This window comes from Pseudomonas sp. H2_A10, from assembly GCF_054680085.1.
Genome location: NZ_CP162821.1, coordinates 4685359 through 4698592 on the forward strand (window position 1 = coordinate 4685359; position 13234 = coordinate 4698592).

Genomic DNA, 13234 nt, shown 5'->3' on the forward strand with positions numbered 1-13234 from the left:
CCGCGTGTCTCAGCGTTTATACGCCTGCAGGCCAGGCTTGATGCTCTTGTCGTCGAGGAACTGCTTCATACCCTGCTCGCGACCGCCCTCGGTGTCGAGCAAGCGCGACTGATCGAGCTTGGCGTAGAGGTAATCCTCGTTCTGCTCCCAGGTCAGTTCGCGGCAACGTTTGAAGCCATGTTTGGCCGCACGCAGCACCACCGGGTTTTTCTCCAGCAGGTTACGCGCCAGCTCAATGGTGACTTCGCGCAGCTGGGCCAGCGGTACGCTCTCGTTGACCAGGCCCATTTCGGCGGCTTTGCGCCCGTCGAAGGTCTTGCCGGTCATGATGTAGTACAGCGACTGGCGATGGCCCACGGTGTCGGCCATGGCCTTGCTTACCAGGTTGCCCGGCGGGATGCCCCAGTTGATTTCCGAGAGGCCGAAGGTGGCTTCGTCGGCGCAGATCGCCAGGTCGCATGCCACCAGCGGGCTGAAGCCGCCACCGAAGCACCAGCCATTGACCATGGCGATGGTCGGCTTGGCGTACATGCGCAGCAACTTCCATTGCCATTGCGAGGCTTCGCGGCGGATTTTTTCCTGGAGGATTTCCGGGCCGGCGTCCACTTCGCGAAAGTATTCCTTGAGGTCCATGCCCGCGGTCCAGGCTTCACCGGCGCCGGTCAGCACCAGAACACCGGCGGCCGGGTCCTGCTCGAGGGTCTCCAGCACGTCGATCATTTCCCGGTTGAGGGTCGGGCTCATGGCGTTGCGTTTTTCCGGACGATTGAGAATGACCCAGGCAATGCCTTCCTCGATCTCGACTTTGACGGTGGTCCAACGGCCTTCGTAATTGCTCATGGCGGTACGCTCTTGTTCTGGTGTGAAGATGATTCGAAATTAAACCGCAAATATAGTTATGTCAATTAACTATTAATCCAGATAACCACTATTTTTCGCGCCGGCACCCAGGTTTTTTTCGGGCGGCGTAAAAAGCCGGCATAGCCATTGCTCGCCAACCCCGGCAAACTAGATAGCCTTCTTAACCGCCACCTTCTGAGGACTGCACTGCCCATGGCCAAGCCTTCCAACATCGCCGCCAGCCAGGCCCTACCCGACCACGACGAGGGGCGGCCGCCGCTGGATTCAGCCCTGGACGATCTGATCGGTTATGCCATGCGCCGCGCCCAGCTCAAGCTGTTCCAGAACCTGATCGGCCGGCTGGCGGACCACGACCTGCGCCCCGCGCAGTTCTCGGCCCTGGCGATCATCGAGCAAAACCCAGGGCTGATGCAGGCCGACCTTGCGCGCGCCCTGGCCATCGAGCCGCCCCAGGTGGTGCCGTTGCTGAACAAACTGGAAAGCCGCGCCCTCGCCGTGCGCGTGCGTTGCAAACCGGACAAGCGCTCCTACGGGATCTTCCTCAGCAAACCCGGTGAAGCGCTGCTCAAGCAACTCAAGGACATCGCCACGCAAAGCGACCTGGACGCCACCGCAGCCCTGGACGTCGAGGAACGTGCAGAGCTGCTGCGCTTGCTCAAGAAGGTCTACCAGGACGGATGACCTACCACAGCGCCACGGTGTAGAGCACCAGGAAGCGGGTCTGGTTTTCATCGCGAAACGCCGCGCCACCAGGGAAGTCGTTACGGTAGATCGACTTGCGCGCCATCAGCCCGAGGTTTTTCAGCGGGCCACTCTGGATCACGTAGCCCAGTTCCATCTGGAACTCGCGCTCCTTGCGCTCCTCGGCATTGAAGGCTGCCAGCTCAATGTTGTCACCCCGCACATAGCGCAGCCGGGTCTTCAGGCCCGGCACGCCCGACGCGGCGAAATCATAGTCATAGATGGCCTGCCAGGTGCGCTCCTTGGCGTTGAGAAAGTCCGAACTCATGGTCAGTTCGCTCATGCCCATCAATTCGGTGCCGGAGATATAGGGCGTGGCCGTCTCCCCACTGGAACGCATGTAGCCCAGGCTGACCCGGTGGCCGCCCAGGCGGTAGCCGAACAGCGCCGAGAGGTTGCGGTTGTCGACCTTGCCGGCCTTGGCGCTGCCGTCCTCGCGGCTGAAGAAACTGCGCAGGTCGCTGGTGAACACGCCATCGCCCACCGGCAGGTTGTGCAGCAACGCCAGGGTGTCCTGCTGGTACAGGTCCGCCACTTCGGCGTGGTACGCGCGCAGGCTGAGGTCCTTGTTGACCTGGTAATCGCCGCCCACATACGCCAGGTGCGAGGTGGTGGCCGTGGCATTGAAACGCCGGTTGGGCGAGGCAATGGTCATGGCCTGGTAGTCGGTGGAGTCGCGCTTGTTGATGCGGTCGATGTAACCGGTGTTAAGCGTCAGGCCGTCGATGTCCTTGGAGCTCAAGGTGGTGCCGCGAAAGGTTTGCGGCAGCAGGCGCGACGGGCTGGCAAACGCGAACGGCAGGAAGATCGACACGTCGCCGGCCTTCACCGTGGTTTGCGCAAACCGCAGTTTGGCCGTCGGCGCCAGGCGCGAATATTCATCGGCGGCACGCTTGTCGCCAGCCGACACCGGCAATAATTCGGTGCCGCTGCGGTCCGGCGACGAGTCCAGCTTGACCCCCATCAACCCACGCACATCCAGGCCAAAGCCCAGCGGGCCAGGGGTATACCCCGATTCCAGGTTGAGGATGAACGCCTGCGCCCATTCCCGCGCGGCGGTCTTGGCGCCGTCGTCCTTGTAGTCACGGTCCAGGTAGTAATTGCGCAGCGTGAGGGTGCCATGGCTGTCGTCGATAAAGCCCGCCGCCCAGGACGGCGCTGGCAGGGCACTCAACATCAGCAACGCGCTGATCAGGCGTGGAGCGCTGTGAGGCACACAGCAGGCGGCCGCAACGGCGCCGGTGGGAAGTTTCGGCATGTTCGATGTCCATTTTTTGTTGTTGTTTTCGGGGCAGCACGCGCTTGGTCCAAGCGGCTTCGCGAATAGAGAATGGAAACAGCAGGCGGCACTCGTCAACAGCCACTGACCGATAATCGAACATTAATAAACGTATCTATTTGGCATTTTCCTACGCGCGCTAATCTCAAACGGCCGGGGTAGACGGCTCTTTTCATGATGGCGTGCGCAGATCCGCCGCCCTTCTTTTTATAGTTATATTTGTTATCTTAATTGCCAGCGGCCGGCCAGGCTCGCCACAACAAAAACAACAATGAGGTTTGCCCATGAACAGTCCATCGCGTCGTTCGACGCTGACGATCGCTCTGTGTTTTATCGTTGCGCTGATCGAAGGCTTCGACCTGCAAGCGGCCGGCACCACCGCCGCAGGGTTGCGCCACAGCTTTGCCCTCGACCCGAAAATGCTTGGCTGGGTGTTCAGCGTCGGGATCATCGGCCTGCTGCCGGGCGCGTTCTTTGGCGGCTGGATCGCCGACCGTATCGGCCGCAAGAAAATCCTGGTGATGGCGGTGCTGCTGTTCGGGCTGTTCTCCCTGAGCACCGCGTTTGTCGACAGCTACGGCAGCCTGTTGCTGGTGCGCTTCCTTACCGGCCTGGGCCTGGGTGCTGCGCTGCCCAACCTGATCGCCCTGTGCGCCGAAGCGGTGAGCGAGCGTAACCGTGGCACCGCCATCAGCGTGATGTACTGCGGCGTACCGCTGGGCGGCGCATTGGCGGCGGTGGTGGCGATGTTTTCCAGTGAACACTGGCAAACCACGTTTATCATCGGTGGCCTCGCGCCCTTGCTGGCCGTGCCGTTGATGATCCTGCTGCTGCCTGAATCCAGCGCCTTTCGCCAACAATCGCCCACCACGCCCGGCGCCCGCGCCTCTACCCGCCAGGCCCTGTTCGGCGAAGGTCGCGCGCGCACCACACTGGCGTTGTGGCTCAGTTATTTCTTCACCCTGACCGTGATGTACATGCTGCTCAATTGGCTGCCGTCGTTGTTGCTGGAACAAGGCTTCAGCAAACCCCAGGCGGGCATGGTGCAGATGCTGTTCAATATCGGCGGCGCCCTGGGCTCGCTGCTCGGCGGCGTGCTGCTGGACCGCTGCAATGCGCTCAAGGTGGTGGTGTTCGTATACGTCGGTTTGCTGGGCGCGCTGGCGGGTGTCGGCCTGTCGGTGGGCATCGTGCCCATGGCCATCGCGGGCTTCGCCGCCGGTTTGTTCGTGATGGCCGCGCAACTGGTGCTATACGCCAGCGCCCCGCCCTCCTACCCCACTGCCGTGCGCGCCACGGGTGTCGGGGCGGCCGTGGCCATCGGGCGATTGGGCTCGGTGGCCGGGCCGCTGGCAGCCGGGCAATTACTGGCGGCGGGCGCCGGTACCACCGGCGTGCTGCTGGCGACTTCGCCAGGGGTGGTCATTGCCGCACTCACCATCATCAGCGTGATGGTGCGTACGGCGCCCCTGAACCTGCCCGGTACCTCGACCTCTAGAACTGATGCAGCCAGTTGAGCACCAGTTTGTTGCCCTGGGTACGGTTTTGCGCCTGCTGCTCAAAGTAGGCGTTCACTGACAGCACGTTTTCCTTGTTGAACGCGTAGACCAGGCCTGGGCCGATGGCCCAGACCTTTTCGCGACGCCCGCTCACCGCGTCCCCATCAACCTTGGTGTCGGTGATCTGCTTCAACCAGTAGCCGTTCAACCCCACGCTCAGCTGTTGGCTCACGGCGTATTGCAACGTCAGGTTGGCGTGCAACGCCTGGCCGGCCTGGGTGCTGGAGACATCGCCAAAGCCGGCCGCCGGCTCATCGTTCTTGCCATTCCACAGGTACATGAAGCGCCCACTGGCCGACCACGTGGGGTTGAACCAGTAGGTGGCTGCGTAGTACGGGTTGAATGACCAGAAGTTACTGCCGGGGTTGATCGAGCGCTTGCGATCATAGGCGCCCACCGGCACCGAGATGTCGGCCTCGACACGCTGGGTCAGCAGCGGGCTGCCGTCAGCGCGGCTCATGGTCGGCAGTTGCAGGAAAGGCCCGATCACCACATCGCCAAACCCCGCGCGGGAACTGAGCGCAGCATTGTCCAGACCGTCATCGACATCCACATGGGCCAGCGACGTATTGATCAGGGTAAGGCCCGGCATCGCGCCGTTGGCCAGGGGTTGGCCGACGTAAATGATCTGCGTGGTCGGCGCCACCACTTCGACGTCCTGGCGGGGCAGCGCCAGCTTGTTACCGTGGGCATCGTTGAATCGGCTGGCCCGGGAGTACGTCAGGTATTCCTCAAGGTACCAACCGGGCCCGGCGGGTGCCGGCGAGCCATCATAGAAACTGGTGCTGCCCAGGTTAAGTCCTGGCAGGTCGTAGGCGTATGCGGTCGACGACAGCGCGACAAACGTGGTGGCCGCAACCGTCCGCAAGATAGGCTTGAGCATCTTGTATGTCCTGTATTTTTGTTGTTGTTCAAGACCCCCGGCGCGTTGGCTGCGCACCGGGGCTTAACGGGGTGGCAAGGCCTACACGTAGGTGGCCGCCAAGCCGCCATCCACCGGCAGGTTGACGCCGTTGACCCAGCGCGCCGCGTCCGAGCAGAGGAAGGCAATCACCGCCGCCACCTCGTCGGCCATGGCCGGGCGAGTCATGCGCCGGCTGTCCTGGGCCACCCGCTCCGGGCCGAGCATGCTGACGAAGTCACCGAGGATCGGCGTGAACACCGGCCCCGGCGCGACGCAGTTGATGCGCACACCGTGATCGCGGAACCAGGCCTGGGACTGCGCAAAGCTCCAGACAATCAGCGCCTCCTTGAAGTACTGGTAACAGCTAGCCTGCTCGACCGGATGGTCGTTGAGCCATTGCTGCCCGGCGCGGTAGCTTGCAGTCGCCGCCAACGCCTTGTGCTGCGCCAGCCGTTGCGGCCACTGCGCGCCGAGGACCGAGGCGACATTGACGATGCTGCCGCCCACCGGCAGGCGGGGCAACAACGCTTGGGTGAGATGGCGCAGCCCCAGGTAATTGACCTTGGCCACCGCTTGCACCGGTGCCGTGCCGGGCACGCCGGCAATGTTGCAAAGCGCGTCGACCCGCGCCGGCAGGCGCGTCACCAAGGCATCAATGCTGGCAGGGTCGCCCAGGTCGGCCTTAAAAAAACCATCCAGGGTCAACTGCGGTTCATGGCGATCGACACCAATGACCGTGGCGCCCTGGAAGCGCGCAAGCCGTGCCAACTCGGCGCCAATGCCTGAGGCGACGCCGGTGACGACCAGGGTTTTGTTGTGCAGGTTCATAGTCAAGCCCTCTTGTTTTTGTATAGGCGTGGGTGCATCAAAACCGCGAGCCGGGGCTCAGAAAGGGTAAGTCGGCGCGGTGTTTTTCACGGTGACCCACTGCCACTGGGTGTACTCGTCCCAGTCGGCCGGCCCGCCGACACTGCCGCCATTGCCGGACGCACCGCGCCCACCGAAGGGGTTGATGCATTCGTCTGCCACGGTCTGGTCGTTGATGTGCAGCAAGCCGACGTCAAGCCGCTCGCCGATGGCCATGGCACGCCCCACCGACGGCGAGATGATGCCGGCCGAGAGGCCGTATTCCGTGCGGTTGGCCAGCTCGATGGCCTCCTCGTCCGTGGCAAAACTGACCAGCGTGGCCACCGGGCCGAATATTTCATCTTCAAAGGCGCGCATGCCCGGCCGCACGCCGCTGAGCACGGTGGGCTGGTAAAACAACTGGTCGTATTCGCCGCCGGCTTCCAGCCGCGCACCGGCTTGCAGGCTGTCGCTGACGATCTCGTGTACACGCTGCAATTGGCGCGCGTTGATCAACGGGCCGAGCGCGGCTTCACCACGGGCGGCATTGCCCACGGTCAGGGCCCGAGCCTTGTCCACCAGCTTGCGCGTGAAGCTGGCGGCAATCGATTCATGCACCAGGATCAACCCGGTGGCCATGCAGATTTGCCCTTGGTGCAGCCAGGCGCCCCAGGCGGCGTTGCTCGCGGCCAGGTCGAGGTCGGCGTCTTCGAGGATGATCAACGGGTTCTTGCCGCCCAATTCCAGCGCGACTTTTTTCAGGTGTCGTCCGGCCACCTCGGCGACTTTGCGCCCCGCCGCCGTGGAGCCGGTGAACGCGATCATCCGCACATTGGGGTCGCGGCACAGTGCCTCGCCCGCCGGCGCGGCACCCGGCAACACGTGCAGCAGGCCCTTGGGCAGGCCAGCCTCCTCGAACAGCCGGGCGATGAGGAACCCGCCGCTGACCGGGGTTTGCGGGTCCGGCTTGAGCACCACTGCATTGCCCGCGGCCAGGGCCGGCGCCACCGAACGCATCGACAGCACCAACGGGAAGTTGAACGGGGAAATCACCCCGACCACGCCATGGGGTTGGCGCCGCGCATACGACAAGCGTCCCGCCGCACTGGGCAGCACCAGCCCATGGGGTTGGGACAACAGCCCCGCCGCCTGATGCAGCAGCACAATCGCCTCGCGCACTTCGTGTTCGCCCTTGAACAGCGCCGCCCCGGTTTCCCGCGCGACATACAGCGCCAGTTCGGCAAAGGACTGCTGGGCCAGATCGGCCGCCCTGCGAAACACTTCGGCGCGCTCCCGTGGGCCGAGGGCGGCCCATGCCGGTTGGGCCAGGGCCGCGCTGCGGCTGGCAATGGCGACGTCGGCGGGGCTGGCCATGGCGCAACGCATCAAGGGTTCGCCGGTGGCCGGCTCGATAACAGGGACCGCAGCCCCCGAGGCGGGTATCCAAGCGCCGTTGAACAGGCACTCGGACTCAATGGCCCGCTGTAGCAGGTGGGTGGTTTCAGACACTGACATGGCAACTCCGGTTCTTGTAATTGTCATCGTCCGCACAGGGTGCAAACGCCGCCTCAAGCCTTGAGCAAAGGCTGTGCCGTTTGCACGCGCCGGCCGGAGCATCCGCCGGCGAAGGCTCTAGGCCGGGGCCTGCCGCACACTACCCAGGCACGCCGCGCCCAGCGCCGAGAAAAACCGCAGCCCTGCCACTTGTTCAATTGATAAGGTTATGTTTAATAACTATCTCAGCGGTTACTCATATCGATCATTCGCTTTGCAGGGGCATAACAATGACTAATCCCCACGGCGCTGTGCCTGAACACCCGACGGCCACTGCGCCCTATCATCCGCGTGGCGACAGCCGCCAACTCAGCGACAACAGTTCGCCGACGCCGGCGGAACTGACCGACTGCCTGTTTTTTTCGCCCGAAGACGGACGCATCTGGCTCAACGACCAACGCATGCTGCTGCTGCACAGTTCCGCCTTCGGCACCCTGCGCGGGGAGGTCATCGAAAGACTCGGGCTGGAGCAGGCGCGCGGCCTGTTCACACGCACCGGTTACGCCTCGGGCTTGCGCGATGCGCGCCTGATCCGTGAACGCTGGCCCCAGGCCGATGCCGCTGCGGTGTTTCGCGCCGGCACGCACCTGCATACCCTGGAAGGCATGACCAAGGTAGAGCCGCTGCACTTCAAATTCGACGCTGACTCGGGGTTCTATGAAGGCGAGTTTCTGTGGCACCACTCGTGCGAGGCCGACGAACATGTCAGCGCCTATGGCATCGGCCAGGACCCGGTGTGCTGGACGGAAACAGGCTATGCCATCGGTTTCGTCAGCGGCCTCTTCGGGCAAATGGTGATTTTTCGCGAAGTGCAATGCCGTGGCATGGGCCACAGCAGTTGCCGGGTGATCGGCAAGACGGCCGAACAATGGGGCGACGTGGAACAGGACCTGCGCTACCTGAATGTATCCCAACCCATCACCAGCCCCGCCGTTACCACGCCCACCCCACCGCTCAATGAGGGCAGCAGGCTTGATGCGCCCCCACCGCTGATTGGCGCCAGCGCCGCCTTCAACGCCGCGACCCAAGCCCTGCAACGTGTCGCGCTGACCCCGGCGACGGTACTGATCAGCGGTGAGTCCGGCGTGGGCAAGGAGATGTTTGCGCGCCAGTTGCACCAACTCAGCGCCCGCCGCGACAACCCATTCGTGGCCCTCAATTGCGCGGCCATCCCCGACAACCTGATCGAGGCCGAGCTCTTCGGTGTGGAGCGCGGCGCGTATACCGGCGCCACGCATTCGCGTCCCGGGCGTTTCGAGCGCGCCCAGGGCGGTACGTTGTTCCTGGATGAAATCACCAGCCTCAGCCTGGCCGGGCAAAGCAAACTGCTGCGGGCCTTGCAGGAACGCGAGATCGAACGCGTCGGCGGCGTGCGCGGCATCAAGGTAGACGTGCGGGTGGTGGCCGCCACCAATATTGATCTGCGTAAAGCGGTGGCGGACGGCACGTTTCGCGAAGACCTGTTCTACCGGTTGAATGTCTACCCCATCGCCCTGCCGCCACTGCGCGAACGCCGGGATGACATCCCCCTGTTGATTAATGCGTTCCTCACACGGTTCTGCCAGGAATATGCACGCACGCCCGCAGGCTTGACCATGCGCGCCCTGAAAGTCCTGCTGCGCTACGACTTCGCGGGCAATGTGCGCGAACTGCAAAACCTGATCGAGCGCGGCTTGATCGCCAGCGATGAGGGCCAAGCCATCGACTTGGTGCACCTGTTTCGCAACGAAGCCCTGCCCGCCGCTGCGTACAGCCTGGACGATCACGGCAGCCTGTCGAACAGCGGCCCGGTTGCGTGCCCCGCACTGCTGGACACCCTTGGCCAACTGGACCAGGGGTTTTCCATCGAAGGCCTTGAATCTCGCCTGATCAACGAAGCCCTGCAACGCAACGCCGGCAACCTGGCCGCCGCCGCCCGGCTGGTGGGGCTGAGCCGCGCCCAATTTGCCTACCGCTTGAAGAAACATCAGCGCCAAACCCGCTGAGTTTGCGCAGGCAAGCGCGCTGCCCGGCAATCAGTGCTTTAAAAGCTTTACCCATTTAAGTATTTTGCTGGGGTAACGGGCGACCAGCGCCCTCTTTTTCCTCGTGACAAGGACCTCCCGTGAGCGGACTGCGTGAACGTCAGAAAGCCGAACGACGGCAAGCCATCAGCCAGGCAGCCATCGAACTGTTCGAGCGCCAGGGTTTCCAGAACACCACCATCGAACAGATCGCCAGCCAGGCCGGCGTGTCGCCGCCCACGGTGTTCAAGTACTTCGGCAACAAGCAGGAAATCATCCTCGAAATCCTGCACAACGCCGACCAGCGCGCCATCAGCGACACCCGCAGCCTGATCCAGGACATCCAGGACCCGGTCGATGCGATGTGCCATTTGGAGCGGCTGTTGACCGGTTACGCCTTGGAGGTCATGCACCCCAGCCTCTGGCGCGAACTGCTGCCGCTGATCCTGTTCGGTGGCAGCAATGAATTGCCCGCAGGCTACAGGGCCATGAACGATGCGCTCAGGGCCGAAATCAGCCAATTGCTCCGGGAACTGCAGCAAGCCGGCAAACTGCGCCCGCAACTGGATGTGGAACTGGCCGCGTTCCTGTTGAACGACTACTCACACCTGCAACTGTTCAGGCTGGTCAACCAGGAACAGCCGGATATCGAGGCGCACTCCTTGCAGGTCAGGCGCATCACCGAGTTGCTGTTTTATGGCATGCAGGCCTGATACCGGTAGCGGTAGGTCAGTGACCCATGTACTGACTGACCCATTGCTATCGGGAGCAAGCCCCCCTCCCACATTTAACTTGTGCTGTTTCTGGGGGCTCAGCGGTGCAGGTACGCCATAAGCCACCTGCTCGGCCGTCCCTGACCACCACAGCCCCCCCTCCTACATGGATGAATCCGCGACCCACCCCGTCAGCCGCGCTGCTCAGCGGTTGGTCTTGATGGCGGTCCAGGTACGGTTGCGGATGCGCTCCACCGCGGAGGGCACCGGCTCCAGGGCGAACAGGGTCTTGCGGGCCTCTTGCGGCACGTACATGTTGGGATTGTTGCGAATGCCGGCATCCACCAACGCGGTGGCGTCCTTGTTCGGGTTGGGGTAGCCGATCTGGTTGCTGATGCGCGCAATCACGTCCGGGCGCAGGATGTAATTGATGAACACGTGGGCCTCGGCAGTGTCGGGCGCATTGGCCGGGATCATCATCACGTCCGACCACATCGGCGCGCCTTCCTTGGGCAGCGCCATCGCGACCTTGACGCCCTTGCCGGCGGCATCGGCCAAGCGCGTGGCCAGGGCCACACCGCCGGACCAGCCCACGCCGATACAGATATCGCCATTGGCCAGGTCCATGCCGTAGCGCGACGAGTTGAAGTAGGTCACGTAGGGCCGGATCTTCATCATCAAGGCCTGGGCCTGGGGGTAGTCCTCACGTTTCTGGCTGTTGGGGTCCAGGCCTTTGTAGTGCAGGGCAATCGGCAGGATTTCATTACCGGCATCGAGAAAGCCCACGCCGCAACTGGCGAGCTTGGCGAGGTTTTCTTCCTTGAAAATGATGTCCCAGCTGTTCATCTGCACGTCCGGCCCCAACGCCTTGCGCACTTTGTCGACGTTGTAGCCGATCAGCGTGGTGCCCCACAGGTAGGGCGCGGCATAACGATTGCCGGTGTCGCCCACCACCTCCAGGGATTGCATGAACTGCGGGTCCAGATGCTGCCAGTTCGGCAACTGCCGGCGGTCCAGCGGTTGCACGGCACCGGCCTTGATCAAGTGCCCCAGGTTGGCGGTGCCAGGGAACACCACGTCATATCCCGAGTTGCCCGTCAGCAGCTTGGACTCCATGGTTTCGGCACTGTCGAACACGTCATAAATCGGGCGAATACCGGTTTCTTCCTGGAAGCTCTTGAGTACGTCAGGCGGCAGGTATTCGATCCAGTTGTAGATGCGCACGGTTCGTTCTTCGGCCAGGCAAAAACCGCTGATCAACAGCGAAGCAAGCGTGCCCAGCAAGGTGTTACGCAAAAAACCATTCATGATGAAAACACTCCAGCGCGGCCGCGATGGCTCGCAGCACTTAATAGCGATAGGTGAAATACAGCTCCAACGCACTGAACTTCTGGTCGTTGCCGAATACCTGCCTGGCAGCGGCCAGTGGCTTGACCCAGTTATACGACAGCGACGTATAGAACGACGGCGTGGGCGTCCAGTCGAGGAATATCACGCTCTCGTCGGCAAAGCGCCGGTCACTGACCGCCGCGCCCATGTAGTTTTTTTCATCCAGCCAGAACTGGTAGTGAATCGCGCCGAGGGTCAGGGTTTCGTTGAGGTGGGTCTTGAGCGAGAACTGCTGGACATTTTCGTTGCTGTTGAACAGCAAGTAGTTGCCGACCACGTCACCGACCAGCCACGTGCTCCAATCGACGAAGCCTTTGCTCAGCGGGTCCCAGGCTTTCTGGCGGTTATCGGCCAGGTTGTCGTCACCGGAAAAACTCGCGTAGCGATAGCCGATCACCGGCGTCAGCGGCAACGTGTTGAAGGCATAGTCGGCCTGGCCGTACCAGGCGTTGGCAGCGTAATCGACACCCTCGCCGCTGCCGCGCTCAAGGGCGTATTCGGCATTCAACGTCAAGGCCTGAACACCGGGCACCTTGGCATTGAGCGCCCGCAGGTTGTACACCTGCATCCCGTCGCGACGACGCGGCAGCGTGCTGCCTTTGGGCCCCAGGGCGTTGACCTTCATGGCCATGGCGCCCAGCGTAACCTGGTCAGCGAGGTTGTAATCGAGGTTGACGCCGGTCATGCGGAAATCGCCCAGGTCATCATCGGTGCGCAAGGTGAACACCTGCGACTTCAGCGCGCCGTGGTTCCAGGTCAGGATCGCCGAATCCTCGAAGGCCGTGCGCGGGCCCAGCCAGTAGGCGGCGTCCTTGAACTGGTCGAGGTTGCCATCCATGACGATGAACCCCGTACCGATCATGTAGTTCTGGCGCCCGGCGGTGAAGGTCCATTCGCCGGCGCGCACGCCTGCATAGAGTTCTTCGGCGGCGACCTTGCCGTCGGAGCTGCGGGTGAAGCCGCCTGCATCGCCGTCGCCGAAGGTGGTGGCCGCCACCAGGGAACCGCCGGCCAGCAGGCTGAAATCGGGTTGCAACGCATACTCGAGCTTCACCCCCGGCTTTACGTAGAACTCTTGCCAGTTGATCCGGGTGCCGCCATTTTTGCCGTTGCGCCCATCGACACGGCCACTGCCGAAGTTGACGCCACGGGTAGACAACGTCGCGCCGCCCGCCGTGAGATTGACTTCACCCTTGAGGTTACCGTCCTCAAAGGTGTAGCCCGCCCACGCGACATGGGTGGTCAAGGGTAAGCCGAACGCTAAGAGCGCTCGAGAGAAACGCTGGGTGAAAACCATAAGAAGCTCCTGTGGAATTATTGTTGTTACAGGGCAGTCAATGGCGACGCAGCGCGCCGCCAACACCTGGCCAAGCCAGGTGAATAGA

Annotated in this window: 11 protein-coding genes; 4 read left to right on the top strand and 7 right to left on the bottom strand. The window is 62.8% G+C overall.

The annotated features are described in order from the left end of the window. Nucleotides 1-9 precede the first annotated feature (9 nt). Entirely contained in the window at nucleotides 10-840 is an 831-nt protein-coding gene (locus AB4O23_RS21700) for a p-hydroxycinnamoyl CoA hydratase/lyase (RefSeq protein ID WP_017528275.1), read from the bottom strand. A gap of 213 nt (nucleotides 841-1053) precedes the next feature. On the opposite strand from AB4O23_RS21700, the gene AB4O23_RS21705 reads away from it, so the two are divergent. Beyond that, a complete protein-coding gene (locus tag AB4O23_RS21705) occupies nucleotides 1054-1542 on the top strand; it encodes a MarR family winged helix-turn-helix transcriptional regulator (protein WP_017528274.1) in 489 nt (162 codons plus the stop codon). 1 nt (nucleotide 1543) lies between these two features. On the opposite strand, the gene AB4O23_RS21710 is transcribed toward AB4O23_RS21705, so the two are convergent. Then, nucleotides 1544-2860: an OprD family porin gene (locus AB4O23_RS21710; protein ID WP_065878560.1), complete on the bottom strand. Its 1317-nt coding sequence runs from the start codon at nucleotides 2858-2860 to the stop codon at nucleotides 1544-1546. Nucleotides 2861-3165: 305 nt separating this feature from the next. Between AB4O23_RS21710 and mhpT the strand changes: the two genes are divergently transcribed. Beyond that, complete coding sequence (mhpT, locus tag AB4O23_RS21715) at nucleotides 3166-4398, top strand: 3-(3-hydroxy-phenyl)propionate transporter MhpT (protein WP_135196984.1); 1233 nt, start codon at nucleotides 3166-3168, stop codon at nucleotides 4396-4398. Here the strand turns inward: mhpT and AB4O23_RS21720 are convergent. The 3 genes from AB4O23_RS21720 to AB4O23_RS21730 form a co-directional block, all read right to left on the bottom strand. Beyond that, the gene (locus tag AB4O23_RS21720) at nucleotides 4376-5323 is read right to left on the bottom strand and encodes a SphA family protein (protein ID WP_065878564.1); all 948 of its coding nucleotides are present in this window, start codon (nucleotides 5321-5323) and stop codon (nucleotides 4376-4378) included. The two genes, mhpT and AB4O23_RS21720, sit on opposite strands and share 23 nt — an antisense overlap. An 81-nt stretch (nucleotides 5324-5404) precedes the next feature. Continuing rightward, nucleotides 5405-6172, bottom strand: coding sequence for a coniferyl-alcohol dehydrogenase (locus AB4O23_RS21725; protein WP_017528270.1), 768 nt, complete (start codon nucleotides 6170-6172; stop codon nucleotides 5405-5407). A 57-nt stretch (nucleotides 6173-6229) separates the two neighbouring features. Further along, a complete protein-coding gene (locus AB4O23_RS21730) occupies nucleotides 6230-7705 on the bottom strand; it encodes a benzaldehyde dehydrogenase (protein ID WP_017528269.1) in 1476 nt (491 codons plus the stop codon). Nucleotides 7706-7974: 269 nt separating this feature from the next. Between AB4O23_RS21730 and AB4O23_RS21735 the strand changes: the two genes are divergently transcribed. Beyond that, a complete protein-coding gene (locus tag AB4O23_RS21735) occupies nucleotides 7975-9729 on the top strand; it encodes a sigma-54-dependent Fis family transcriptional regulator (RefSeq protein ID WP_065878570.1) in 1755 nt (584 codons plus the stop codon). Nucleotides 9730-9848: 119 nt separating this feature from the next. Further along, the gene (locus AB4O23_RS21740; protein WP_017528267.1) at nucleotides 9849-10460 is read left to right on the top strand and encodes a TetR/AcrR family transcriptional regulator; all 612 of its coding nucleotides are present in this window, start codon (nucleotides 9849-9851) and stop codon (nucleotides 10458-10460) included. A gap of 204 nt (nucleotides 10461-10664) precedes the next feature. On the opposite strand, the gene AB4O23_RS21745 is transcribed toward AB4O23_RS21740, so the two are convergent. Both AB4O23_RS21745 and AB4O23_RS21750 read right to left on the bottom strand, forming a co-directional pair. Further along, a complete protein-coding gene (locus tag AB4O23_RS21745; protein WP_017528266.1) occupies nucleotides 10665-11768 on the bottom strand; it encodes a polyamine ABC transporter substrate-binding protein in 1104 nt (367 codons plus the stop codon). A gap of 40 nt (nucleotides 11769-11808) precedes the next feature. Then, a complete protein-coding gene (locus AB4O23_RS21750) occupies nucleotides 11809-13146 on the bottom strand; it encodes an alginate export family protein (protein WP_460150251.1) in 1338 nt (445 codons plus the stop codon). Nucleotides 13147-13234 lie beyond the last annotated feature (88 nt).